Raw genomic sequence first — 26,950 nt, 5'->3', positions numbered from 1 at the left:
GTTTTTTACAAAAGCCCATGGCAAGAATTTCTTCGCTAAATCTGCTAGCAAAATCTCGTAGTAAAGAGTCTATTGCTAAAAAATAACAATAGGATAGAGGTCATACATGAAACTTCGCCATTCTGTCGCCTGCTGTATGCTTGCCCTAGGCACATTAACAGCGTTCCAAACCATCGCTGCCGATGCGGTGAGCAATCATGGGTATTACCGTGCACCCGCGTTGCACGATCAAACCTTAGTCTTTACTGCAGAAGGAGATTTATGGACTCAGACCTTAGGTCAAAAAGCGGCTACTCGCTTAACGAGTTTACCTGCGGAAGAGCTAGGGGCGACTATTTCGGCCGACGGTAAGTGGGTTGCTTATGTTGCCAACTATGAAGGCGCGAGCGAAGTGTATGTGATCCCCATTACGGGCGGTGTGGCTAAACGGGTGAGTTTTGAGAATAGCCGTGTACGAGTTCAGGGCTGGACTGCCAAAGGCGAGATTTTATATTCTACCGACACTGGTTTTGGTCCTGCTAATAATTGGATACTGCGCAGCGTCGATCCTCAAACCCTCACCACCACAGATTTACCCTTAGCCGATGCAGTTGAAGGTGTGATTGATGATCGCAACGAATACGTGTACTTCACCCGCTTTGGTCTGCAAGTGACTGGCGATAATGCCAAAGTGTACCGTGGCGGCGCAAAAGGTGAATTATGGCGCTTTAAACTTGGCAGCAAAATCGAAGCACAGTTGCTTAGCGGCCAACACGACGGCTCAGTGCGCCAACCTATGCTATGGCAGGACAGACTCTATTTTATCAGCGACAGCGATGGCAACGACAACCTCTGGTCGATGGCGCTCGATGGTTCAGATGCAAAACAGTTGACTCAATTTAAAGATTGGCAAGTCCGCGGTGCGCGGATGGACCAAGGCAAAGTGGTATTCCAGTTAGGTGCGGATATCCATGTGTTTGATATTGCGGCCGCTAAAGACTCGTTACTCAATATTGAACTCATTTCCGATTTTGCCGAGTGCCGTGAGCATTGGGTAAAAGATCCTATGGATTACGCTTCTTCGACTAATTTTGCCCCCGCTGGCGATAAAGTGGTGATTACCGCCCGCAGCCACGTGGCGATCGCGGGTGTTGATGGATCGCGTTTAGTTCAAGTTGCACTGCCGGGGACTTATCGCGTTAGGGAAGCTGTGTTGAGCCAAGATGGCAAGTCGGTTTATGCGATTAGCGACATGACAGGTCAGCAGGAAATTTGGCAATTCCCTGCTGATGGCAGCAGTGGCGCTAAACAGTTAACCAAAGACGGTCATACTTTAAGAATGAGTCTTAATTTGTCCAGTGACGGTCGATTTATCGCCCATGACGATAACGATGGTAACGTTTGGCTGCTCGACTTAAAGAAAAATACCAATCAAAAAATAATCACTAACGGCGAGGGACTTGGGCCTTACGCCGATATCCGCTGGTCAGGTGACAGCCGTTTTATTGCATTAACTAAGTCGGAAATCGGTAAACAACGTCCGCAAATCGTCCTGTATTCTGTGGATGAAAATAAGGCCGAGACGCTCACAAGCGACAAATACGAGTCCTATTCGCCAACCTTTAGCAGTGACGGCCAGTGGCTATATTTCCTGTCAAACCGCCAATTCAGCGCAACACCAAGTTCACCTTGGGGCGATAGAAACATGGGCCCTGTGTTTGATAAACGCAGCCAAATTTTTGCCATCGCACTGGTCAAAAATGCCAAATTCCCCTTTAGTAAACCCAATGAACTCGAATCGAATCAAGTTGAAAAAACCGATGCTAAGGATAAACCGAGTCCAGTAAAAATCGATTGGGCAGGGATCTCTCAGCGTTTATGGCAAGTGCCTGTCGATTCAGGCAATTACAGTAAGCTGCGCGTCGTCGATGATAGACTTTATCTGTTAGATCAAGCTATTGGTGACGATGTTGCACCTAATTTAATGACCATCAAATTTGACCGATTAAGCCCCAAAGCCGAGGTTTTTGCCGAGGACATTGGCCAATATGAGGTTTCTGCCGATGGTAAAAAGCTGATGCTACGTAAGCACAGTAATGAGAAATCACTCCTGATTGTTGATGGCGGCGATAAATTAGGCGATACGGATAATGCCAAAGTGCAAACGGAACAATGGCAGTTAGCGATTTCTCCGCAGCTTGAATGGCAGCAAATGTTTGAAGATGCGTGGTTGATGCACCGAGAATCTTTCTTCGACAAAAAAATGCGCGGCCTCGATTGGCAAGCAACCAAAGCTAAGTATCAGCCTTTGCTCGACCGCCTGACTGACCGTAACGAACTGAACGATATCTTCATGCAAATGATGGGCGAGTTAGATTCTTTGCACTCACAGGTGCGCGGTGGTGACATACCTCAAGATCCCGATGCGGCTAAAGCGGCAAGTCTTGGCGCGCGCCTACAACAAACGGCAGATGGCGTTAAAATCGCGCACATTTACAGTAACGATCCTGAGTTACCGGCTAATGCTTCACCGTTAAATCGTATCGAAGTCGATGCTAAAGAAGGCGATATGCTGTTGGCTATCAATGGCACGCCAGTGGCGAATGTGGCTGACGTCACGCGTCTTTTACGCAATCAACAGGATAAGCAAGTATTACTACAGCTTAAGCGTGGTAGCCAAACCCATAAAACCATCGTCATGCCCGTTAGTGCTGTGGTGGACAGTCAATTACGTTACTTAGATTGGGTGAGCCATAATGCGGCTGTGGTCGAGGATGCAAGTCAGGGCAAGATGGGTTATTTGCACTTATATGCCATGGGCGGTGGTGATATTGAAAGTTTCGCCCGTGAGTTTTATGCCAACTACGATAAAGAGGGTTTGATTATCGATGTTCGCCGTAACCGCGGTGGCAATATTGACAGTTGGATTATCGAGAAGTTACTACGCCGCGCTTGGGCGTTTTGGCAACCGACCCACGGCACGCCAAACACCAATATGCAACAAACTTTCCGTGGTCATTTAGTGGTGTTAACCGATGAACTGACCTATTCCGACGGCGAAACCTTCTCCGCAGGGATTAAAGCGCTCGGTATTGCGCCCTTAATTGGTAAGCAAACGGCAGGGGCGGGCGTGTGGTTATCTGGGCGAAATGCGTTGACTGATAAAGGGATGGCGCGGGTGGCCGAGTATCCACAGTATGCAATGGATGGCCGCTGGGTGCTTGAAGGCCATGGCGTAACGCCGGATATTGAAGTCGATAACTTACCTTTTGCTACCTTTAATGGAAAAGATGCGCAGCTTGAAACTGCAATAAGTTATTTAAAGGATGAGTTGGTTAAACAGCCAATCCCAGCCTTAAAAGTGCAACCTTTGCCTGTAAAAGGTATGGCACAGGATATTAAAGCTAAGTAATTGATATTTAAATTCAGTATTTAACCGAAATTTAAGGTATCTCGGCTAGCATATCCGCGTACAAAGTTAGGGTGTTGTCTCTTGGTTCCCGAGACAACACCCATTTTTATGCCCATTCATTAATACTTCTATTCCCATTTTTACTTGTTTCCGCATAGGTTTGCATAGTGTTCACTTGCTGTTGTTGGGCAAGGTGATTAACTGTCATTGCTCTCGCGTCTTCGTTATGGCTTAGATAATAGGCCGTTGGCGCTGAAATTCCTTGGCTCGTTCCTGTCGCTAAATTGGTCATGTCGGCGATCACTTGATACTTCATCTTCGCGTGTTTCAATTCGACTAAGGTTTCTATGTTATCCATCAGTGCTGGCATTTCTGCTGGTTTTTGCGCATTCGCCGCCAATTGTTTTGCATTGCTAGAAAGCGTTACTGTATCAGTTGACGCGGGTGCGCTGGTTTGAACGGCATTGTTAACTTGTGCAAATTCAGCAGTGGAGACATTTTTTTGTGGGCTGACAGACGGGGAATTTCGCAGTGGTTGAATGTGCATCTTTTAACTCCAACAGATGATACCAAGCTAAGATTGGCTTATATCGTACTGTTTAAAAGCTGGACCTGAGCTGAATAATGGTGAAAAGTTAGACTATGTGGATGGTTAGGTGGCGCGGATAATTCGATGATAGCAATGATTCAGACAGGTATTGAGTTACGGTGCGGCAATAAAAAAGCCCGCTTAGGAAAACCATCAGCGGGCCATAAAGATCTGCTCAAATCCTAAAACTTGATTTGAATATCTGTTGCTAAACTATTAGCGATAAAGCAATTTGCATGTGCTTTCTCGTGAATTTTCTCAAGGGTTTCTTGGCTGACTTCGACCCCTTCAGCGAAAATGACCTTAGGATTAAGCACCATCTTAGTCACGGCCAACTTGCCCGCATCGTTTTTACCTAGCTCTGCAGTGGCATTATCCACATAAGAGGTTACAGGTAAGCGCTTAAGATGCGCAATTGCTAGAAAGGTCAACATATGGCATGAGGATAATGCAGCCAACAGGCTTTCCTCTGGATTGACATTTTGCCCATTGCCTTTGTATTCCGGTGCCGACGAGGCTTGAATCGTCTGGCCGCTGCCAAAGGTAATACTGTGGTCTCGACAAAATTCGCCTTCTTCGGCGGGCGAGGTTTGCCAGTTAACCGTTAAGTTAAAGCCCATTATTTTCTCCTATCTGAAGGACATCAGGGCACTATAGCCTAGCGGTGCTCACTTAGCCATGATCGCCATGTCAGTGTTAGCTGGACATTAGATCCCAGCACTCAGTAATAGAGTGCCAGTGAGCACGCTGCCAGTGACGATTCCTATCGGTAAATGGCGCGGGCTGTAGCTTAACGTTAGGATGACTAGCATTGCCGCGAGGGAAATTATTCCCATAAACAAAATGCTCCCGTAGGCCCAGCCCTGATCGCTCGCGCAGGCACTTAAGCTAAATGCTAGTAGTAACCAAGCAAACAAGGTTAGCAAACGACTTTGCCATTGTGCTGGTGGACGATTGAACACATCCTTGAAGTGACCAAATTTAGCTAAGGCAAACAGGGCGAGGGAAAGATAACTCAAACCTAAGATCCCAAGTAGGGGAATAAGTTCTGGCATCATGATTTGGCTTCCTCCAATGAAGATGACGAACTAAGGTCGCTGGCAAGGGATGTTTGGGATTCGCTTCTACGTACATTTTTTGCTTTTGCTGGGCGTTTAGTGGGGGCCTTAGCAATCAAAGTCACTCTTTTACTGGCAAATAGCATAGCGCCACCAAGTAGTACTGCAAGCACGTCAAATCCGACTAAAGCCCATTGATGGGATTGGATATTGTCGATGATATTGCTTGGTGATGTGAAGGCATTGAGCACGGGCAGCGCACAGCACAAAGTCCCTGTGAGTCGTAATGCGGTTTGCCACTGGCGACGTGAACGACCCAAGAAAGCCCAAACACCCATTACCGCTAACGCGATAAAGAAACTGTGAACTTCCCATTCAGAGCGGCTTGCAAAACTTGTTGATAAGAGACGATTGGCGTAAAAGAAGGCTACAGTGCCTAAGGGTAATCCTAAGATAAACATGAAGTTTAACCCTTCAACTAAACGTAATCCAAAGCTTGGTTTCTCGCCTTTATCGATCAATTTTTGCTGTTTTTGACGTAGACGAATGGCCCACATCAAAGTGCCTGTCGCGATCATAGCGCAGCCTAATAAACCGCAGAAAAAGAATAAAAATCTTAGCAGCGGTGCGGCAAAACGTGCCGTGTGCAGCGACATCATAGTATCGTAAGTCGCGGAGGCTCCAGAGGCTTCGTGCGGGCTGGCATATTTAAGCTCACCATTTACCCCGTTGAATATCAAAATATTGGCTTCATCGGTCACATCTTTACCTGTGTTTTGGTAAAAGGTCACTTGGCTATTTTGATCTTTAGGGTATGACACTATCACTTGCTTAATTGGCGCATCGCCCCATGCGGCTTTCACTTGAGGTAGTAATTGGCTCAGTTGCACCTGTGGCGCACTAATCCCCGCGGCTTTCTCGGTTTGTCTGGCGGGATTAAGTTCTTTTAAAAAAGCTTGGTTATCACCCGAATAGGCGGTATTAACCGTCCATGGGATATAGATAAGCATTAGGGTAATAAGCCCTGTATAAGTGATCATCAAATGGTAGGGCAGGGCGATGACAGAGCTCACATTGTGCGCGTCTAGCCAAGAGCGAGCGCCTTTATCCCGTCTAAAACTGAACAAATCTTTGAAGATCCGTTTGTGGATCACTATGCCACTGATAAGGGCGATCAGCATAAACATAGTGCAAACGCCGACGATATAACGCGCTGTAATAGCGGACATATAGTGCAAGTCAAAGTGCAGACGATAGAAGAAATCACCGCCGCGACTCTCACGCACTTCAGAGATCATGCCGCTGCCATCTGCTAAGGCTACATGTTCTTCAGTCTTGCCACGACGCTGACCTTTTTCTGGTGGCAGTTGCCAGCTAACGCTTTGAAAGGGGGTCCGTTCAGTTGGAAAACCTATCATCCAGCGCTGCGCTGTTGCCGGCGAATGCGCTTCTATGTAACTTTGCCCTTTATCTAATTGGTTTTCGAGGGTATCGGCTCGGTAGTCTTGATAAACCCCTTTGTGTAATTCGGGTTCATTCCAAAGGCTGATCTCATGGCGAAAATAGCTCAAGCTACCCGCAAAAAAGATCAACAATAATACCCAACATACCAGCAAGCCTGCCCAGGTATGTAGCCAAGATAAAGTTCTAAAAAATGTCTCTTTCATCTTATTGCCCACATACCTTGATCAATCCAAAACATAACAAACTCACTAAGCCTAAATCTCGCCACGCATGCCAGGTTTTACGCACACAAAAGGCATAAATAATAGCGATGGCATAAAACAGGAAAGCTAACATATTGGCCGTTATCGTGCTTTCAAAGCGCGGCATAGGTAGCACTAATGTCAGCAGGCAAGCCAAGGTTGCTGCCGCAACATAACCCGCCAGTAGAGCGGCACTCGCACGGGCAAAGACTTTGAAGGCAAACTGCGATTGTTCTTGCTTAAACCATTGCACAATTCCCCGCGAAATCAGCGAGAACGAGCGCATTTGAGTTGTAGAAGATTGCGTTGAGGTTTCAAACGCGGGTGTATTAGACATAAGTGCCACTTCTCATTTCGAGCCAATATGGGTCTGTTATGGCTATCCGTTACTGTTGATTCTGCAAAGTGTGCTTGAGCTTTTTGGCTTAACGACAAATGCATTTCTATAGCAGTAGATAGCTAACCGCGAGAAGTATAACTTAGTTAATTCAAATGATAAACGATATCATTTAGATTCGAATGTGAATTTGTGATCTTAAGCTGATCTGCTTTAGCGAGTGTAGGGTGACGAGTTTAACGTATGTAGCGTAACGAGCGCCCTGTCACAATTGTTTGTTTTTATTTGTTGATATGTGTTTAGTGGTTACTGCTTGTTTAGCGTTAGGTTAATTTTTATGCTGCCAATGTGAGCTTTATCAATTTTGATAGACGACGGTTTTGGCAGAATGCGTTATCTTTTTTACCGAGACCTAGCCTGATAACCCTATGCATAAAAATTCTACAAATGGTGAAACACACCTGTCAGATAATGCGATTTTACTATCAACGACGGATCTGAAGGGAAACATTAAATATGTGAATCAGACCTTTTCGCAGATCAGTGGGTTTAGTGTTGCTGAGTTGCAAGGGAATCCACATAACATAGTGCGCCATCAAGATATGCCTGCGGCTGCATTTAAGATCCTCTGGGAGCGAATTAAGCAGGGCAAGCCTTGGATGGGGATAGTTAAAAATCGCACCAAAACGGGCGGCTATTATTGGGTGAATGCCTACGTCGCGCCTGTGTATGAAGATGGTAAAGTTCATGAGTATCAATCTGTTCGTCGCCAAGCTACCCCTGAGCAGATTAAAGCCGCTGAGAGTATTTACCGTGATATTAATCAGGGCAAGCAACCTAAAGTATTGCGTAAAGATAGGTTAGGTTTCAGTGGCAAAATACTGCTGGCCATGTTGGTTTCGATTACGGCTACGGCGATGATTGCCAGTTATTCCCCCATAGTTGCCGCGATGGTAGGGATGAGCCTCGCGTGCCTAGCATGGTATTACCTGATGCAGCCGCTGCAAAAGCTTGTGTCTATGGCAACCAACATTATTGACGATCCCGTCGCTACGGGCGTGTACACCGGCCGCCAAGATGAGATCGGTAAATTAGACCTCGCCCTACGTTTTTTGATCACTGAAATTGGTGGCGTTGTTGGCCGTATGGCTGATTCTGCCAGTGAGATCCAAGCACAAAGTGTCAGCCTTAAACAAACCATTACAAACACTTGGGAGCATGCCGATAGTCAGAGTGAACAAACCACGCAAGCTGCGACTGCGATGGAGCAGATGAGTGCCAGTTTTGCTGAAGTAACGGGAAACATTCATCGCACTGCCTCGGAAATGGTGTCGAGCCATGAGGCGGCTCAACGCGGTCATTCACGTTTAGAAACGGTTATTGATGCGATACATCAGTTAAGTGTACAAGTGAGCCACTTTTCCGATGTTGTACAAGCTATTGAACAAGATAGCCGTGCGATTCACCAAGTGCTAGAAGTCATACGTGCCATTGCCGACCAAACTAACTTATTAGCCTTAAATGCGGCAATTGAAGCGGCACGGGCAGGGGAGAGTGGTCGTGGTTTTGCCGTGGTGGCCGATGAGGTCAGGCAGTTATCGAGCCGTACTAGCCAATCCACCTCACAAATTGAGTTAATTGTTAGTCGTTTTAGGGAAAGCACTCAAAGGGCAACCTCGACCATGATGGCAGGGCAGGAACAGGTAAAACGTTCGGTAAGCTTAGCGCAAGATGCGAGTGTGGCTTTTGGCGAGTTGCTTTCATCTATTTCGCGAATTAATTCTTTGAGTGATGATAATGCGGCGGCGATGACGCAGCAGACTTCGGTGGCCGCAGAAATTAGCCGAGCTATCCATGTGATCAGCGACTTGGCTCAGCAGAGTTTAGAGCAGACGCTCGATGCGGCAGCGCGGGGTGATCAAGTGTCGCGTTTATCGACCAAGACGCATCATTTGTCCCAACAGTTTTGGCAGCAGAGTGTGCAACGTAAATATTAAGCGTATTTACCTTATGTCGTATTGCATTTTGTGATTGATTTATTATTAATGCCTGTTTATAAATCAATCACTTAATCATGTTTTTCTCGCTGTTTTATTTTTGACTTCTTGATGGAGGTCACATTTAGGAGATGCTAATACCTGAGTTGACCGAAATATTTGCCAATAACCCTTGTGTTTTATCCTGCATGCCCCAAGCTCTATTAGTGAAGCAAAAATAAAAGTAATGACACTAAAAGGGACAACCTATGAAAATAAATATTTCTGGTCACCACGTCGATGTTACTGATTCTATTAGAGAAGATGTTAACGAAAAATTTGCAAAAATCGCCACCCATTTCCCCTCTCTGATCGCACTGGACATTATTATTGCGAAAGAGCATGGCGAGTATCAGGTTGAGCTTCGTACGAATTATGAAGGAAGCCGTATTTCTGCTTCAGGTACCGATGAGGTTATGTACCCAGCAATCAAAGCAGCATCGAAAAAATTAGATGCAGCACTTAAGCACCGTAAAGGTCAGTTAAAAGCGGATTTGCATGAAACCCCGAGCTGTACAACGCCAGCTATTGCCCATGAAATTATCCAAGAGATGGATCTTCGTTAGGTTTTAGCCATAACTCATCGCTTTAGATGAGCACAAAAAGGGCCTTAAATGGCCCTTTTTGTTGGCAATCGGGTTTGGTTTAATGCTAATGGGTTAAATCAATGCCAGTTGTAATCCCTTGAGCACAGCTTGGGTACGGTCTCGGCAATCGAGTTTAGTGAGTATGTTAGAGACATGATTCTTCACTGTGCCCTCGGCTAAAAATACCGCATTGGCGATTTCCTTGTTGGAGAAGCCGCCCGCCATAAAACTGAGAATTTCCCGCTCCCGTTCCGACAATAATTCATTTCTAGTTACCCCAACGCTAGGTGCAGGTTTAGGCTCACTCATCTGTTTGAGTACCGAAGGCTCTATCAAGTAGCCGCCTTTGGCGACGGTTTCGATGGCGTGCAGTAACTTGTCGAGTGACACGTCCTTGAGCAAAAAACCATTGGCGCCCGCCTGCAAACTATTGAGGAATAACTCACTGTCATCGAAGGTGGTTAACATGATGATAGGTAAACTATTGGCACTCTGGCGTATCTGTTTGAGCATGGCGATACCATCAAGATTTGGCATGCGGATATCACTGAGCAGTACATCGACGGGATTGCTGGCAAGCTTTTTGAGTGCATCTTGGCCGTCTTCGGCTTGCCATAACACGCGAATGTTGTCGGAAATGGCGAGCAGGCTGGCGATACCTTGGCGAACCAATTGTTGATCTTCTACTAAACCGACACTGATAATGTTGTTTTGCATATCCATAGAGATCCCAAAGCGTTTTTAATAAAAAGTTAAGCGAGTGCAGGGAGTGTGAGGGTGAGTTGGCAGCCGGGCGCCGAGTCATTTGCTCTTAACTCCAAGGTGCCATTAAAGGGTTGTAGCCTTTCCTGCATGCCGCCGAGCCCAGTACTGAACTGTCCAGTGCCGCTTTTAGCTGATGCGTTTCGCGCGGATCCCCGTGTTAGCCCCATGCCGTTGTCGCTTAGTTGCAATACCAGCGCGCTTTGGGAGTCTTGCATGCTCAATTGCAGTTGATTCGCCTTGCCGTGACGAACGGCGTTGCTGATGCCTTCCTGCAGCACTAACAGTAGTGCCTGAGTCAGTTCGGCTGTTTGCAGTGGCTTCATCCCTTTGCAGTTAAGAGTCACGCTGGGTAAGCGGGTCATCAGTGCCTCTAAAGGTGGGACTAAATCCAATCCCACTTGCACTCTTTGAGCCCTGACGACGGCGCGAATACTTTCAAGTAGCTCTTTAGCTAAGGATTTACTTTGGTTCACTTGAGGTTTGAGTTCCTCGGGCGCTGTATGGCTTAGTACTTCCAATTGCAGGGAAAGCGCTGTGAGTTGGTGGCCGAGAATGTCGTGCAAATCGCGTGATATCCGCAGTCTTTCTTGCTGTTCGCTGGCTTGGCTCAGTAGGGCGCGAGTGGCAATAAGCTGTTGGTTTAGCTGTTCTTGTATCAAACGTGATTTACGTTCAGAAAGCCTTGCTTGGCTACTGCTGTAGGCAAAGAATTGAAAGCCAAGATAAATCAAAATATTGAACACATTGCTTTGTTCATGCAATTGCCATTTCAGCAGCGCGTAATAAACAAGGTTGGCTAGCAGCAGCTGTGAAATAGCTTGGCGACGACTAAAAAACTCAGGCAACAGTGACGCCCAAATGACGAAGAGGATCGGCAGCAATGCATGGTTTGCCGTGAGTAATAAGCTCAGTACGATCAAGGGCATTGCTAGCGTGGTTATGCGGCGAAGTTGAATATTATTATGTGGAGCTATGTCCGTTGCTATTAGTATAAATTGCACTAAAAACAGCCCATACAGTACGGCATTTAGCATGCCTTGCCATGTATGCAATGCGGCTTGGGTTATTCCGACCCAAGCGATTAATGCCCAAGTGATCACTCCAGCGGCAATCAACATGCTCTCTTCTTTTGCTAATCGATTTTCTAGCACGAATGTCTATTCCTTAATCCGATTCTGCCGACCATTCTAAGGTATCAGCGCCAGATGTCACTATGCCAAAAGTCATCTTGTTAAATTCTTGTTTCATGACTTTTGGCACCTGTTTTTCGTCCTGTGATTTTTTAAGCTAACTCCATCGCAGTCACTTATCAGCGCAAATAACAGGAGCAAGACATGAAACACGTGAACTTAACGATGACAACAACCCAGATTCGCCGAGCAAATATGACCAAAAGGACGTTATCAGCGATTTGGGGCGTAGGCTTAGCTTGCTTGCTCTTGTCGGCTGGAAGTGTATCGGCTGGAAGCATGTCGGCTGAGAGCCAGGCACATACCCTGACTGTGGATATCGATAATATTCAAGTACAAACCGGCGCCTTGATGGTTGAGCTTTACGCCAATGCCGAGGATTACGCCGCAGGCCACAATCCTAGTGCGTCTATGATAAAACCCGTCACTAAGACAGAGCATAGGCTGGTATTTAGCGATCTCGCTGATGGCCAATATGCGGTCAAGGTCTTTCACGATGAAAATGGCAACCACAGCTTAGATACCAATATGTTAGGTGTGCCGAGTGAAGGCTATGGTTTTAGCAATAACGCCGGCAGTTTTGGACCTGCGAGCTTTAAAGACGCCAGCTTTAGTTTGCAGGCCGATGCGCAAATCACTATACACATTCGCTAAGAGGGGCGCTGCACCATGGATAGACGTCAATTTCTAGCAGGCTCAGCCGCCCTCATGACGAGTGCAGTTTGGGCCAGTTCAGTGGATAAATTGCTGGCGCTGGATAACGCACAAACGGTCGCACGTGAGCCATGGGCGATTGGATTTAGTGGTGCTGAAGCTGACTATCAGCCACTGACTATGCAGGTTTCAGGCGAGTGGCCAGCGCAGTTGAGCGGCAATCTATATCGTAATGGGCCAGCGAAAATGTCTCGGGCAGGTAAGGCATATCAGCATTGGTTCGATGGCGATGGCATGGTGCAGCAGTTTAGTGTGAGCAATAGGCAAATTCAGCATCAGGCTAAGTTTATCCAAACAAAGAAGTTTAAAGTGGAAGAGGCCGCTGGCGCGTTTAAGTACACGACTGCAGGCACAGTGATCCCCAATGCTTTACCTATTCGAAATAACGACGATTTGAATGTGGCCAATACTAGTTTATTGCCGCGCCACGGCGAGTTGCTCGCTTTATGGGAGGCGGGTTCACCCTATCGACTTGATGCTCAGACCTTAACCACGCTTGGCGTGAAAAGTTTTGGTGACAAATTTAAGGGCTTGCCCTTTTCTGCTCACCCACTCGATGACGGACAAGGTGGACTATGGAATTTTGGCGTCTGGTATGTCGGTGGTGATAAGCAATTACTTGTGTATCAAGTGGCAGCCGATGACAGCATTGCCAGAATGGAAGTGATTGAATTACCTCAAGCTAGCTATTTACATGCCTTCGCGCAGAGTGAGAGTAAGCTGGTGTTTTACATTTCATCCTGCGTGTATGAAGAGGGCGAAACCTATGTTGATGCCTTTAAATGGCGCCCCGAATTGCCATCGCAATTACTAGTCATCGACAAAGCTGATTTTAGCGTGCGCCAGTTGCACCTGCTACCTGCGGGATTTGTATTTCACTTTGGTCAAGCCATTGAGAAGAATGACGAACTTTCGGTGCAGCTTTGCCTCTATCCCAATTCTGCTATTTTAACCCAAGGGATGAAGGGGTTGCTGACGGGGGAGCGAAAAACTAAGACACCCCATGCAGAGTTAGTGACGATCACAGTACCGCTCACAGTAGCACTTACAGCAGCTAGCAAAGCGCAGTTTGCGGAGACCTTGTCTTCCTCTGCACGTATTAACCGCAGCGGCGTGATGATGGAGTTTCCCCAGTTTTCGCAGCACATTATGAGTAAAAAACAAACTAGCGGTGAAAAAGCGTTTGCAGAGAAAACAGGTGGGGCTTCGGAGTTGGTTCCGTTATTTGGCGTTGGAGCAAGATCAGATTCAGCTGTTAACTCTGGCTCCAGCTCTAACTTTAAATATGAAGCAGAATCTGACTCTGAATCAGGGCTAAGTAACACTCTGTATTGTATTCATAATGCAAAAGACAGCAGCAAGCACAGTGCGGATACACTTGGCGACGCGAGCTATAGCGCGTTTTATCTTGGCAAAGGCAAGATTGCCGAAGAGCCGCTCTATATCCCCGCCACTGAGCAGCACGAAGCCTATTTACTGATGACTTGGCTCGATTACCATAATGCACAGTCTGGTTTGTCTTTGTTTCGTGCCAGTGATATCAGTGCGGGCCCCATCGCTTCGGCTCAAATGAACAGGGTATTGCCACTAGGGTTTCATGGCTGCTTTATTGAAGCTTAATATTTTGATCTATAAATAAAAAAACGCAGCTCTTAGCTGCGTTTTTGTTTCAGGCGAAAGAAACGTTTAGTCATCAATTTCCGCATTGTGATAGACGTTTTGTACGTCGTCACAATCTTCAAGTGCGGCAATAAACTTTTCAAACATAACGACATCTTCACCTTCAACTTTAGTCATGTCCTGCGGTACGAAGGTGATATTGTCAAATTCAAAGTTAACCTCTGGCATCGCTTCGGTCAGTGCAGTTTTGACTTTAAAGTATTCAGTGTGCGGCGCGTAAACTGTGATTAAGCCATCTTCAAGCTCAACATCGCTTACATCAACGTCAGCCATCATCAGCAGTTCTAAAATCGCATCTTCGTCATCACCCGCAAACACGAACACGGCTTGATGATCAAACATGTGGCCAACTGTACCTGGGCCGCCGAGTTTGGCATCGTTTTTCACGAAGGCTTGACGCACTTCGGTGAAGGTACGTTTTACGTTATCGGTTAAGCAGTCAACAATGACCATGCAGTTGCCTGGACCAAAACCTTCGTAACGGGCGGTATCGTAATCTTCACCACCGCCGCCTTTGGCTTTTTCAATTGCGCGTTCAATAACATGCGCAGGCACTTGGTCTTTCTTAGCGCGTTCAATTAAGCGACGCAGTGATAAGTTTCCATCGGGCTCAACGCCGCCTTGCTTAGCGACAACGTAAATCTCTTTACCGTAGCGTGAATAAATGCGGGTTTTTTGACCGGCTGTTTTCGCCATGGATTCTTTCTTGTTTTGATATGCTCTGCCCATCTTGATCTCGTTAGCTCAAAAAAATTGCGCCGATATTAGCAGTTTTCTTGGCATAAGTGCAGTCGTCCCTATGTGATTTATTACCTAGAAGGCGACGGGGCACGCATTTCAGGGCAAAGTTGGTTTTATCAAGGAAGATCTGCTTTTAGATAGGCTAGGACTATATCGCGATAGATTAATACTAATGTCTAATGCCATACGCTCGTGAGACTGTTGATGATAGCTAACTTCTACTTTGTTTATTTAGCGAGATAAATTATCTAGCTTATTCAGAGAAATAGACTAAAACTATAAATCTTGAGCGCTATCATAGTTAGCCCTCCCTCGTCAGTTGTAAGCAATAGCCGCTGTAATTGATAGCAGCTGAACGAAGGCTAATGATTCGACTCTTAGCATTTCCCTTTCATTTTTACCTTGCGCAGTTACGGGAAGTATATGGAAATACAGCACAAAATTTTAATTTTCATCAGTTTCACGCTGGTCACTCTGGGGAGTTTATTACTTGAGGGACTGCATCTTCCTAGTATTGTGCAGGCGTTGATCTTGGGCGTTCTTGCCTGTGGCTTAGTGGTGTGGGTGTGTTTGCGCGCATCTAAGGCTAAGCTCGACACCGATGAGGCAAACATTAAGGCATTACAAGAGCAAAGCATTCCCGCCCACGACATTAGTGTGCAAACCAGCAAAATGGCTATCGGTTCGGCTGAGGTGTCGCATTTTATTGATTTATTGAATAAATCAATTGAATCAAATGGCGAGCATGCCAGCGCCATTGCGGTTGCTGCAGGGCAATTGAGTCACACTACGGCCCAACTTGGCGATAATGCCGCCGACATTTTAGGCCAAGCTCAAGAGGCTGAGCGCGTTAGCGTGCAGGGACGAAGTCAAGCTCAGAAAGGTGTTGCGGCCATTCGTTCACTGAGTACGGATATTGATACTGCCGCTGAGCAAGTGCAGGCGCTTAAATCAAGAGCCGAAGAAATCCAAAAAATTACCGAAGTGATTAACTCCGTTGCCGAGCAAACGAATCTGTTGGCGTTAAATGCGGCCATCGAAGCGGCTCGTGCGGGAGAGCAGGGTCGAGGTTTTGCGGTAGTGGCTGACGAAGTACGCAGCCTTGCGGGTAAAACCGCAGGTGCGACCCAAGATATCGGCAAGATGTTATTAGAAATCCGCAGTGAAACGGATAAAACTTCTGGGCTGATGGAGCGAGTCGTGACGCAAACAGCCGATGTGGTCGCCGCCATGGGCGAGTTAGACGCGCACTTCACTGAGATTTCGGCTTCTGTGACCCAATCGGCCCATGCCTTAGGTGATATGGAAGATTCACTCAAACAATATAACAACACTACTAACGACATTAGCCGCTCGGTGACTCAAATACGTGACTCATTAAATTCGACGGGTAAACAGAGTCATAGCGTATCCGAGCAGGCCTTTACTTTATCCTTGACCACTGAGGGTATTTTTAAAGCGCTGTCTAAATGGGATACACAAACCTTCGATCAGCAGGTTCTGCAATTGGCGAATGTTGCCGCTAAAGCGTGCGGTGACAAGTTAGCACAAGGTTTAGCCAGTGGCAGTTTTAGCGAGGCTGATTTGTTTAATCCTAAATACCAACCTATTACCAATACTCAGCCGCAGAAATACAGCACGGCTTTCGATCGTTATACCGATCAGCATTTTCCAACAATTCAAGAGCCCATTCTGGCAAAACACAGCGAAATTATTTATGCGGGAGCCGTTGATAGGAAAGGTTATTTTCCGACCCATAATAAACGCTTTAGCCAAGCACTGACAGGCAAAGTTGAGGTTGATATGGTGCACAATCGAACCAAACGCTTGTTTAATGATCCTACAGGGATCCGTTGCGGCGCCCATACTGAACCTGTGCTATTGCAAACTTATAAACGCGATACGGGCGAAGTGATGCACGACTTGTCGGTGCCCATTTTTGTAAACGGTAAACATTGGGGCGGATTTCGAGTGGGATTTAAAGCTAAGTAGATTACTGATAACTCAAATTTAGGTTATTTACTCTAAAAAATGCATAAAAACGCATCTTTATTTGTGTCTTATATGTGATCGATCGTGGGTAATTGATTAACATAATAGAAATAGATTGGCATCTTTTTGCCGAAGTGCTTAAATAGCCCAAGGTGTACAGTATAAGACAGTATTGTATCCAATAAAAAATCATAAAATTTGAATAAGACCTTAAGTAATTGATTTAAAATGTTTAAAATATCTTCCTGGATATTTTAAAATGTTGAGGACAGGGAGCTCTCTTGCGACGTAAATATAACGCAGTAGATGCTGCTTAATGTGAGTTAAATGTGATGCAAGCAAATCAAGCGACTGTAACTGTTTTATATTATGATGCGCCCGTAGGGTTAATTATGCACAACGCCGTATTAGGTAATTTGCCAGTGAGTGAAGCTGGGCGTGTGATGATACCTGCAAGTTTCCGCAAGGGAAAATCTATCATTGCTGTACTTGAAGGTGAGTGTAAGATATTGAATTCATTAGGCGAGCGAGTGTTTGCTCAAGCTAATATAGGTTAACATTTTAAACTAATCGTCATTCTTGGGACGAATAATTCACTTTGCTAAATTATCGTCCCGACATTTTCTGCAAAAACTCTATTCAATCCATCTATTTCTATTAATGTTAGCGCTTGTTCGCTTAATCATATTCGATTAGTCATTCAGATATTTACTGTCCCACAAATTAACGCACTTTAATGGCAGACTTCTACCAGCAATTGGTCTGCAAGATACTGTAAGGTTTCGGCATTAGGATGGGTGTGGGCGAAGGTTCTTAAACCATAAATTCCCATCATTAAATATTGGGCTCTTTGCTCGCTGCTGCGATCGCCTTGGAGGAGTCCTTGTAACGTTGCGGTGGCAAATTGTAGTGTGAGTGCTTGCTGCCAAGATTGTAGATACTGATTGATGATGTCCCGGATCTCAACATCTTGCTCTGCAATTTCATTTAACGCTTTTGTCAGTAAGCAAGCTTGGGCGCTATCGCAACTCAGACATTCAATAACGAGATGATCTAAGTAGGTTTTCAAATTAGTCAGCACATTCTCGCCATTGCCGAATAGATTGTTGAATTGCTCGTTTCTGTCGAGTTGATATTGCTCTATGGCCGCGATTAATAACCCGCGTTTATTGGTGAAGGCACAGTAAATCGACCCCGGATGTAATCCCGTGGCTTGAGTAAGATCTTGCATGCTCGTTTTGGTGTAACCCTTGTGCATGAAGGCGGCCATAGCGCCGCGAAGTACCTGTTCTCGGTCGAACTCTGCATTACGCATCGAATTTAATTCACTTGTATAGAAACGCTTAGGCCAGATTCTACCTAAATTTGAACAAACATTCAAAAATGAACTTGAATGATCGTTCAAATAATAATATCTTGAATGCATATTCAAGAATGGGACTGAGAAAATGACCACACAAACCACGCCAAATTCATTGGTAAATCTGTTCGATACCTACTCACTTAATGACACTATTACCTTAAATAATCGTATCTTAATGGCACCTTTAACCCGTTGTATGGCGGATGCCGATTTAGTGCCGACCGATGATATGGTTGCCTACTATGCACGCCGCGCTGAAGCGGGTTTGATCATCACAGAGGCGACTATTATTCGTCCCGATGCTCAAGGTTACCCAAATACCCCTGGTATTTTTACTCAAGCGCAAATTGCTGGCTGGCGTAAAGTGACCGATGCGGTACATGCCAATGGCGGTAAGATTTTTGTGCAGTTATGGCATACGGGCCGTGTTGCTCATCCACACTTTTTCGATGGTGGTGATGTGCTTGCGGCATCAGCACAGAAGATTGAAGGCAGTGTGCCAAGAATGCGCGAACTGACATATGTCACGCCAAAACCTGCCACACTTGAGGATATTCAAGGCCTAGTGCGTGATTACGCCAAAGCGGCGGAAAATGCCATTGAAGCTGGGTTCGATGGCGTCGAAATCCACGGTGCAAATGGTTATTTGATTGACACTTTCTTACACCATGACAGCAATCGCCGTACTGATGAATACGGTGGAACACCTGCCAATATGTCCCGTTTTGCGCTTGAGGTTGTCGATGCTGTTGTGGCTCGTATCGGCAAAGACAGAACCGGTTTACGGATTTCTCCAGGGGCTTATTTCAATATGGCGGCAGATAGTCGTGACCGCGAAGTGTTCGATTACTTCTTGCCTGAGCTGGAATCCCGCGATATCGCTTTTGTGCATATTGGGATTTTCGATGACAGCATGGAATTCGACTATCTTGGTGGCAGAGCTTCAAGCTATGTGCGCGCACACTATGGCAAAACCTTAGTGGGTGTTGGAAGCTACAGCGCTGAAACCGCCAGTGAAGCGATTGCGGCGAATAAGTTTGATTTGATTGCTATTGGTCGCCCATTCATTGCTAACCCTGACTATGTTGCTCGCGTGCGTGATGGCGTTGAACTTGTTCCTTACAGCGATGAAATGCTTACAAGCTTAGTGTAATTTCGCTTAATAGCTTTATAAAGAAAGGGTTAGCATGTGCTAACCCTTTTTTTGTCTCTCTCGTTTTTATTTAATCCGCTTTAACTAAGGATCTGAGTGCGGTGAGCTTTTGCTGAGCTATGCCAAAAATACTCTCGGGAGAATATTGCCCTTGGCTAGGTGCTGCCGTTTGCGGCAAACTTCCTGCGGTTTTACCGAGCAGTAATTCCATTGCTTGAGTCACATGGGTAATAGCCCAAATATGGAATTCCCCCTGTGCCACTGCATCGACAATGTCTTTGCGCAGCATAAGGTTGGCCATGTTCGAGGCAGGAATAATCACCCCTTGCTCCGGCGTACGGCCTTTTATTTTGCAGACATCGAAGAAGCCTTCAATTTTTTCATTCACGCCGCCAATGGGCTGAGCCTCACCAAATTGGTTCATCGAACCTGTGATGGCAATATCTTGCCTAATTGCTTGCTCGCTAATAGCCGAGATAATGGCGCAGCATTCGGCCATCGATGCGCTGTCACCGTCCACACCGCTGTATGATTGCTCAAAGGTGAGGTAAGTGGTGAGCGGGATTTGCGCCGTCTTACCTAAAACTGATGCTAAATAAGCGGTTAAGATCAACACGCCCTTAGAATGGATCCGGCCTCCAAGTTTGACTCTGTGCTCGATATCCATCACTTCACCCTTACCAAACGCAGTGGTTGCTGTGATGCGATTGGGCATACCAAACTGATGATCTGAGGTCGAGATGACGGATAAGGCATTGATTTGCCCAACCACTTTACCCTGAGTGCTAATCAAGGTCGTGCCGTTGGTAAAGCTTTGCATTATGTTATCGTGCAGGCGCGAGACTCTTTGCTCCTGATTTCGCAGTGCTTGCTCAACGTGCGGCACTAAAATTTGTTGACTGCCCGAAGATTTAGCGCAGTAGTTTGATTCCCGCAGCAGGTTGGCAATATTGGCTGAGTGTAGCGACAGTTTTTGTTGATCTTCGGCTTCCCGCGAGCTGTATTCGATGATGCGTGCTATAGCCGCACGGTCGCAATGTAGCATGTTGTTGTCGTGAACTATGCTCGAAATAAAGCGGGCATAGTGCGCCTCAGAAGTTGAGGTTCTGTCCATCACATCTTCAAAATCGGCGGTAACGCGGAATAACTCACTGAAGTCAGGATCATAGTGCTGTAACAGCTGATAAGTTTCGTGATCGCCAAACAGAATAATTTTCACATCTAAGGGGATAGGCTCAGGCGCCAATGAAATCGTGCCCGACAGTGACACTTCCCGCTCCAGTGAACTTAAATCGAGTTTGCGTGAACGCAGGGCGCGTTTTAACCCGTCCCACACGTAAGGGCGCTCTAACACTTTTACGGCATCCATCAATAACACGCCGCCGTTAGCTTTGTGCAGACTGCCAGAGCGGATAAGTGAGAAGTCGGTGAACACTGTCCCCCTGAAGGTAGCGTTTTCCACATAGCCAAATAGGCTGTGATAACTTGGGCTTTCTTCTACGACAATAGGGAATTTTTGAGTCCCTTGAGCGACCAAAACGTTAACTTGGTAGCGGCGGGGCATTTTCTTTTCAAGGGAAGCGTAGGCTAGGCCCAGTTGTTCTTCACTTTCTTCTAAAAAGATATCTAAATTGTCTAAGATATCCGCCTGCATACCGGTTAGGAAAGTCCGCGCTTCGGGCTGGTGCTTGAACTTATCTTTGAGTGGCTTAATAAAATGAATTAACACTTCTTTGGCGACTTGTTCGTCATGCTCTTGCTGCTTGTCGCTGAATTCTTCTTCCCATTCAGTGATTTGGCGAATAATACCGCGCAGTTTAACTTCTAGGCCATTGATATTACTTTCAAATTGACTACGTTCAGTCTCTGTCAATGCTTCGAATGAAGCTTCGTCATGGGGTTCTTCACCATTGAGCGCTACCATTTGATAGTCGCCCTGCATGGTTAAACTGAGGCTGATGCCTTTCTGTTTCGCTTCTTCGGTTAATTCAGTGAGTGCGACTTCTTGTTTCTGTGATAATTGGCTTTTGAGCTTTTCAGTCCGGGCATAATACATTTCATTATCAAAGGCTAAAGGCATAGCTTTGACAAGTTTAAGCATCAACTTTTCGACGGCTTTTTTAAATTCAAGCCCCGTCCCTGCGCTCAGTTTCAGCACTTTAGGGCAACGGGTATCATCGAAATTGACCACATAGCACCAATCGTACAGGGTATGGTCGTTTGGCTCGTGACGGCTTAGGTAACGCAGCATCATGGTCCGTTTGCCGAGGCCGTTCTGACCTATTGCGTAGATGTTGTAACCCTTTTCTTTAATTCCCATTGCAAACTCTACCGCTTGCTGGGCGCGTTCTTGGCCGACAATATCATTGAGAGGTGTGAGTTCTGCTGTCGATTGGCAATCTGTACTTAATTGGTCGAGTTCGCAAATGCGATATAATTGTTTACTGTTGAGCAGGGTAGCTTGGCTTGATACGACGTCAGTGGGCATAAATATCCTTGGTTTTTCAGCCTTATTATTTCCATTGTAGACAATAAGATAGCATTTTTGTCAATCAAAACTCTGTTATTGCTGATATATGTCTTTAGGGATGGTTTTCTCTCGCTAAGAAAGTGCTGAATTATCGGGGGAAGACTTAATTGATTAAGTCTAACTAATTGTTACTCAATAAACTTATCGCGATACTGACACTAAAATTTTGTGCTAAAGTAGCAAATGCAATGTTAGTTGGATTTACCCGTGCAAGCAGTCTGCTGAGTGTGAGTAAGTTAGTGTGAATTTTGATGGTTTGACCTCTACCACCCTAAAAGGTGGATATGATGGAGTAAGTTTTAGATCCAACCTTAGTGCCAATTGAGATGTATTGATTTGATGTTAAACGTAAAATTTTATGAGATTTTACTGCTTGGTTAACGTTTTCCCTCTGTAGCAATATTGGGCATGTGTTTAAGGTCTTACGGTATTCTCGCCGTAGGCCGATTGAGCAGTAACGAGATCTGAGTTGGCAAGATGATGATAGATGTACCTATTAAGCAGCAACAGCTGGATAACTGGTTGAGTGACTTAAATTTAGTCGCTGAGTTATCAAGCAGTAAAGCAATGTTATTAGCATGGAATGCTGCGGGTGAACTTAGCAGCATGTTAAGTTCAGACTCTGCGGCTGAAAGTGAAATACAGGCAATACTCAGCCACTTAAGTGGCAATCATTTGGCTACCTCCCAGCCTGCGATAAGCCAGTCCGTTGTGATGCCCTCAATGCTCACACCATCAGAAATCGTTTCCAATCCCTTTGATATTATTGATAAACCTACTATTTCCCCTCTAAGCAATGCTAAGTTGTCCAGCCTGAGTGAGCCGATTTCAGCATTGCCGCGATTAGGCAGTCATCAAATCACGGCTGCATTATCTGTATCACAGCTAACTGAGCAGGTACGTGAGCCTCTGTTAATTATGGATACTCGGCAGCACTCAGATTGGCACACTTGTAGCGCAATCGGCAGCGTGATTTGTTTGTCTCTCGCTTGGCCATCTGGGGCAAATTTTGGCTTTTTATGTTTCTATCATAACGAGGCTCACGGCGTAGATTCAAAAACGCTACAACTTGCCAAGCTTATCAGCGATAGCATTCAACATCAGTTAGGCGAGATATTGAGCCAACATAATGCGGCTGAAACATTAAGCCGAGGTTCACCGAGTCGTGTCGAAACGGTCGATTTACAAACTTTTATCGATAGTTTTGACGAACATATTTGGATGAAAAATGCCGCTGGCATTTACACTCTTTGCAATCGTAGTGTTGAGAATGCGTGGGAAATGCCCCGTAGTGAGATTGTTGGTAAATCCGATGTTGAACTCTTTGGTACTGATATTGCAGAGATTTTTCTAGAGGGTGATAGGCTCGCTATCGAGTCTGGTACGCCTATCATTGTCGCTGAGTGTTTAGATGGCTGTGAAGCTAAAAATCATCTTTGGTTAGAAACGCTAAAACTCCCAACACTCAATGCCAAGGGGGAGCTCGTGGGCGTTATCGGTATGACTCGCAACATCTCCAAGCATAAAGCAGTTGAAGAACAGCTGACACTGGCGACCAATGTGTTTAAAAACTCGGTTGAAGGTGTCGTTGTGACCGATCGGCATGGCAATATTACCGACGTTAACGGTGCATTTTTTGAGATCACAGGTTATGTGAGGGAAGAGTTACTCGGCCAGAATCCTCGGATTTTTTAGTTCGGGTCGGCATGATAAAGATTTTTTCGATAAACTCTGGAATACCTTGTTTACTCAAGGTAAATGGAATGGCGAAATTTGGAATCGGCGCAAGAACGGCACGATTTTTCCGCAAAATATCACCATAAGCACTATTTATGATGACGTTGGAGGTGTGCGTTATTTTGTCGCTGTGTTTGCCGATATTTCAGCCCAGAAAGAGAATGAAGCGCAACTCACGCACTTAGCGTATTTTGACCCGCTAACGCATTTGCCCAATCGCATGAAGTTCATGATGCAGCTTAAGCAAGAAGTGCGACAAGCTAAGCGGCTGAATTTGCAATTAGCGACAGTGATGATTGATGTCGATTTGTTCAAGCATATCAACGACAGTTTTGGCCACAGTATAGGCGATGAAATGTTAGTTGAGCTTGCCAAGCGTTTACGCAGCCAAGTAGGCGATCAGGATGTGTTATCACGGATTGGTGGCGATGAGTTTGTGGCATTGATTTCAGGGATCGACAATAGTGCAGATGCCGCAGTTGCCATAAATCAATTGCGCCAAGTGTTTGAGCAACCTTTTATTGTGAGCACGGGCGACCACTTACGTTTAACGGCGAGTATGGGCGTTTCTTTGTATCCAAATGATGGAACCGATGCGGACACTTTACTGCGTAACGCCGATGCGGCCATGTATCGCGCCAAAAATGATGGCCGCAATAATTATGCTTTTTATACAGAGTCCTTAACTCAACAGTCTTTTGAGCATCTTAAGCTGCAAAGTGCCCTCTATGGCGCGATTGAGCAAAATGCCTTGTACTTAATGTACCAGCCAAAACTTGATTTAGTGACTCGACAAACCGTGGGATTTGAAGCATTACTGCGTTGGCACGATCCTCAACTGGGTTTGATTTCGCCCGCGATATTTATTCCTGTGGCAGAAAAAATAGGTCTTATCCATGAAATTGGCTTATGGGTGTTAGAAACTGCTTGCCGTCAGGGAATGCGCTGGCTTAGTGAAGGCAAACACTTTGGCCGCATTGCCGTGAACGTGGCAGGACAACAGTTACAGCGCAGTTCCTTTGTGGATGATGTGAAACGTGTCTTAGCTGAAACGGGTTTGCCCGCCAAGCATTTAGAGCTTGAAGTGACCGAAAGTGTGATGATGCAGAATCCTGATCTTGCTATCCGTGACTTAAAGCGACTTGGCGATCTGGGTATCGAATTATCGGTTGATGATTTTGGTACTGGCTATTCATCGCTCAACTATTTGAAAAAACTGCCTATTCATAAATTGAAAATTGATCAATCTTTTGTGCGGGACATTCCCTTCGATACCAACAATACCGCTATCGCTAAGGCTGTGATTGCGCTTGGACATGCGTTGAAGCTGGAAATTATCGCCGAAGGGGTTGAAACTAAAGAGCAAGCTGATTTCCTACAACAAAACCAGTGCGATCAAGCCCAAGGTTACCTTTTTAGTCGTCCGCAACTAGCTGCAGATCTCGACGCATTTTTATCGTAAAACAAGTTTGCATATAACAATAGGACTAGCGCTATGCCGCTAGTCGCTTAGGGTTGTGTCTGCTAAAATTCTAGCCATTATTTTCAGTGGTTAACCGCAATGTCTTTTAGTGCCTTATCCTTAAACTCCACGTTAGTGAATACCTTAGCGGCTCTTGGCTATGAATCGCCAACGCCTATCCAGTTAGAAGCGATCCCTGCCATCTTAGCTAAACGGGATGTGATGGCTGGCGCCCAAACGGGTACAGGCAAAACCGCTGCGTTCGCCTTGCCTATCTTGCATCATTTGATGACACTCAGCCCTTCGCAAGAGTTAACGGCTGTGAGACCCGTACGTGGATTAGTCTTAGTGCCGACACGTGAACTGGCGGTGCAGGTACAGCAGAGTTTTGTTAAGTACGCTAAAGGGACTGATATTCGTATCGGTATCGCCTACGGCGGCGTGAGTATCGATGCGCAGGTCGCTGTGTTTAATGCAGGGATTGATGTGTTAATCGCAACTCCGGGTCGCTTACTTGACCACCTTAGGCAAGGTGCATTAAATCTTAAGCAATTGAGTGTGCTTGTTTTTGATGAAGCCGACCGCATGCTCGACATGGGGTTTATGGATGAAATTCAAGCCGTGCTCAAGCAAGTACCGAGTGACAGACAAACCCTGTTATTTTCTGCCACCTTAGATGCCGCTATCTTCAGCTTAAGTAAAACCTTACTGCGCGATCCCAAGTTGATTGAAGTTGCCAAGCGCAACACGACCGCTGCCGAAATTGAACAAGTGGTTTATGCCGTCGACGCCGACCGTAAAACCGAACTCGTCAGCCATCTGGTACGCAGTAAAAACTGGCATCAAGTGTTGATTTTTAGCCGCACTAAGCAAGGCGTCGATAAACTGGTTCAGCAACTCAATAAAGCCGATATTATCACTCAGGCGTTTCACGGTGACTTGTCCCAAGGCGCGCGCGAGAAAGTTTTGCAGGAATTTAAACAAGGCAAAATTCAAGTGCTAGTGGCAACGGATGTCGCCGCCAGAGGCCTAGATATCGTCGAGCTTAAATATGTGATCAACTTTGAGCTACCCTTTATCGCCGAAGATTATATTCATCGTATCGGTCGCACAGGTCGAGCGGGTAGTGCAGGGCTTGCCATCACCCTCTTTAGTCAAGAGGACGCCCTATTATTGGAAGAAGTTGAAGTTGTGCTCGACAAGCGTCTACCACAACAATGGTTACTAGGCTTCGAACCCGACTTTAATAAGATGGATACCGAACCTAGACGTAACGGCAAAGCGGCTCAGAAGCAAAGAGCGAAGAAACGGGCTTTGGGTGGAAAGGGGAAAAGGTAGGTTTTTAGGTGCGGCGTCTGAATGGCTGAATCTAATAGAGATTAGATCAAGTGGTGACATGATTCATTTATCGACGCCAGTTCAGTTCCCGCCGCCGCATTTGAATCGTTAGCAATCATTTGAACAGCCAAACAAAAAGGGCTTAACCTTGCGGTTAAGCCCTTCTGGTAAAATTGGTGGAGGCGGCGGGACTTGAACCCGCGTCCAGAACACCTACATCCAAGGCACTACATGCTTAGTCTCTCTTTTAATTAACCCGAATAAACTCCGAAAGACAGGATTTCATCGGGCGAGTCCGGTACTATTTCGCGGTTCACCCCCGGACGGAGTTCCCTCGCTATCAAATGTAAGATGACCATCTGTATACACCGCCCATTTGAGAGACCTGTGTCAGATGGCTAGCTAGCCTAAGCTGCTAGAGCGTAGTTATCGTCGTTTGCAACTATAACTGTGCGGCTTTTTACGAGGCCAACCGCCCCTCGGCATGCTCCCAGGGTTTCGTGAATCCTGTCGAATCCAGAATCGCCCCCAAGAATTTGATTGTAACCCGTAGCACTATGATCACCTAGCATCATTTGCTT

At 46.0% G+C, this 26,950-nt stretch carries 19 protein-coding genes, 1 other RNA gene and 1 pseudogene; 10 read left to right on the top strand and 11 right to left on the bottom strand.

What is annotated here, in order from left to right; all coding sequences use genetic code 11:
• The first annotated feature begins 106 nt into the window (after positions 1–106).
• Positions 107–3,391, top strand: coding sequence for a S41 family peptidase (locus GWI56_RS03155; protein ID WP_198572117.1), 3,285 nt, complete (start codon positions 107–109; stop codon positions 3,389–3,391).
• Between the two features lie 106 nt (positions 3,392–3,497).
• Here GWI56_RS03155 and GWI56_RS03150 read toward each other — a convergent pair whose 3' ends face one another.
• From GWI56_RS03150 to GWI56_RS03130, 5 genes are all read right to left on the bottom strand, one after another.
• Positions 3,498–3,938 (bottom strand): hypothetical protein, encoded by a 441-nt coding sequence (locus GWI56_RS03150; protein ID WP_198572116.1) that lies wholly within the window; start codon positions 3,936–3,938, stop codon positions 3,498–3,500.
• A gap of 224 nt (positions 3,939–4,162) precedes the next feature.
• Positions 4,163–4,600 (bottom strand): OsmC family protein, encoded by a 438-nt coding sequence (locus GWI56_RS03145; RefSeq protein ID WP_131523019.1) that lies wholly within the window; start codon positions 4,598–4,600, stop codon positions 4,163–4,165.
• An 87-nt stretch (positions 4,601–4,687) separates the two neighbouring features.
• Positions 4,688–5,038, bottom strand: coding sequence for a DUF3325 domain-containing protein (locus tag GWI56_RS03140; RefSeq protein WP_198572115.1), 351 nt, complete (start codon positions 5,036–5,038; stop codon positions 4,688–4,690).
• The gene (locus GWI56_RS03135; RefSeq protein WP_198572114.1) at positions 5,035–6,705 is read right to left on the bottom strand and encodes a PepSY-associated TM helix domain-containing protein; all 1,671 of its coding nucleotides are present in this window, start codon (positions 6,703–6,705) and stop codon (positions 5,035–5,037) included. The genes GWI56_RS03140 and GWI56_RS03135 overlap by 4 nt, the downstream gene beginning before the upstream one ends.
• A 1-nt stretch (position 6,706) precedes the next feature.
• Positions 6,707–7,081: a DUF3649 domain-containing protein gene (locus GWI56_RS03130; RefSeq protein ID WP_131523016.1), complete on the bottom strand. Its 375-nt coding sequence runs from the start codon at positions 7,079–7,081 to the stop codon at positions 6,707–6,709.
• A gap of 428 nt (positions 7,082–7,509) precedes the next feature.
• Here GWI56_RS03130 and GWI56_RS03125 point away from each other — a divergent pair, with 428 nt between their 5' ends.
• Together GWI56_RS03125 and raiA are read left to right on the top strand one after the other, a co-directional pair.
• The gene (locus GWI56_RS03125; RefSeq protein ID WP_198572113.1) at positions 7,510–9,078 is read left to right on the top strand and encodes a PAS domain-containing methyl-accepting chemotaxis protein; all 1,569 of its coding nucleotides are present in this window, start codon (positions 7,510–7,512) and stop codon (positions 9,076–9,078) included.
• 248 nt (positions 9,079–9,326) lie between these two features.
• Positions 9,327–9,683, top strand: coding sequence for a ribosome-associated translation inhibitor RaiA (raiA, locus tag GWI56_RS03120; protein ID WP_028760784.1), 357 nt, complete (start codon positions 9,327–9,329; stop codon positions 9,681–9,683).
• A gap of 93 nt (positions 9,684–9,776) precedes the next feature.
• Here raiA and GWI56_RS03115 read toward each other — a convergent pair whose 3' ends face one another.
• Together GWI56_RS03115 and GWI56_RS03110 are read right to left on the bottom strand one after the other, a co-directional pair.
• Positions 9,777–10,427, bottom strand: a complete 651-nt coding sequence (locus GWI56_RS03115; protein ID WP_198572112.1) for a response regulator transcription factor — start codon at positions 10,425–10,427, stop codon at positions 9,777–9,779.
• 29 nt (positions 10,428–10,456) lie between these two features.
• A complete protein-coding gene (locus GWI56_RS03110) occupies positions 10,457–11,620 on the bottom strand; it encodes a histidine kinase (RefSeq protein WP_198572111.1) in 1,164 nt (387 codons plus the stop codon).
• Between the two features lie 183 nt (positions 11,621–11,803).
• On the opposite strand from GWI56_RS03110, the gene GWI56_RS03105 reads away from it, so the two are divergent.
• The gene (locus GWI56_RS03105) at positions 11,804–12,313 is read left to right on the top strand and encodes a DUF2141 domain-containing protein (RefSeq protein WP_198572110.1); all 510 of its coding nucleotides are present in this window, start codon (positions 11,804–11,806) and stop codon (positions 12,311–12,313) included.
• A 15-nt stretch (positions 12,314–12,328) separates the two neighbouring features.
• Positions 12,329–13,993, top strand: coding sequence for a carotenoid oxygenase family protein (locus GWI56_RS03100; protein ID WP_198572109.1), 1,665 nt, complete (start codon positions 12,329–12,331; stop codon positions 13,991–13,993).
• A 66-nt stretch (positions 13,994–14,059) separates the two neighbouring features.
• On the opposite strand, the gene GWI56_RS03095 is transcribed toward GWI56_RS03100, so the two are convergent.
• Positions 14,060–14,782 (bottom strand): YebC/PmpR family DNA-binding transcriptional regulator, encoded by a 723-nt coding sequence (locus GWI56_RS03095; protein WP_028760779.1) that lies wholly within the window; start codon positions 14,780–14,782, stop codon positions 14,060–14,062.
• Positions 14,783–15,217: 435 nt separating this feature from the next.
• Here GWI56_RS03095 and GWI56_RS03090 point away from each other — a divergent pair, with 435 nt between their 5' ends.
• Both GWI56_RS03090 and GWI56_RS03085 read left to right on the top strand, forming a co-directional pair.
• A complete protein-coding gene (locus GWI56_RS03090) occupies positions 15,218–16,786 on the top strand; it encodes a methyl-accepting chemotaxis protein (RefSeq protein ID WP_198572108.1) in 1,569 nt (522 codons plus the stop codon).
• Between the two features lie 332 nt (positions 16,787–17,118).
• Complete coding sequence (locus GWI56_RS03085; RefSeq protein ID WP_028760777.1) at positions 17,119–17,343, top strand: TIGR02922 family protein; 225 nt, start codon at positions 17,119–17,121, stop codon at positions 17,341–17,343.
• 176 nt (positions 17,344–17,519) lie between these two features.
• On the opposite strand, the gene GWI56_RS03080 is transcribed toward GWI56_RS03085, so the two are convergent.
• Complete coding sequence (locus GWI56_RS03080) at positions 17,520–18,101, bottom strand: TetR/AcrR family transcriptional regulator (protein ID WP_173246058.1); 582 nt, start codon at positions 18,099–18,101, stop codon at positions 17,520–17,522.
• Between the two features lie 133 nt (positions 18,102–18,234).
• Here GWI56_RS03080 and GWI56_RS03075 point away from each other — a divergent pair, with 133 nt between their 5' ends.
• Positions 18,235–19,302, top strand: a complete 1,068-nt coding sequence (locus GWI56_RS03075) for an alkene reductase (RefSeq protein WP_198572107.1) — start codon at positions 18,235–18,237, stop codon at positions 19,300–19,302.
• Between the two features lie 70 nt (positions 19,303–19,372).
• Here GWI56_RS03075 and GWI56_RS03070 read toward each other — a convergent pair whose 3' ends face one another.
• Positions 19,373–21,790, bottom strand: coding sequence for an ATP-binding protein (locus GWI56_RS03070; protein ID WP_198572106.1), 2,418 nt, complete (start codon positions 21,788–21,790; stop codon positions 19,373–19,375).
• Between the two features lie 522 nt (positions 21,791–22,312).
• On the opposite strand from GWI56_RS03070, the pseudogene GWI56_RS03065 reads away from it, so the two are divergent.
• Together GWI56_RS03065 and GWI56_RS03060 are read left to right on the top strand one after the other, a co-directional pair.
• Positions 22,313–25,031: pseudogene (locus GWI56_RS03065) on the top strand (EAL domain-containing protein).
• A gap of 99 nt (positions 25,032–25,130) precedes the next feature.
• Positions 25,131–26,369: a DEAD/DEAH box helicase gene (locus GWI56_RS03060; protein WP_113940634.1), complete on the top strand. Its 1,239-nt coding sequence runs from the start codon at positions 25,131–25,133 to the stop codon at positions 26,367–26,369.
• A gap of 174 nt (positions 26,370–26,543) precedes the next feature.
• Here GWI56_RS03060 and ssrA read toward each other — a convergent pair.
• Positions 26,544–26,899: a transfer-messenger RNA gene (ssrA, locus tag GWI56_RS03055) on the bottom strand.
• Between the last annotated feature and the right edge of the window lie 51 nt (positions 26,900–26,950).

Origin of the sequence: Shewanella sp. DW31, from assembly GCF_015767295.1 — a bacterium.
Lineage (GTDB): Bacteria > Pseudomonadota > Gammaproteobacteria > Enterobacterales > Shewanellaceae > Shewanella > Shewanella oncorhynchi.
This window is presented reverse-complemented; position numbering and strand designations above follow the sequence as displayed.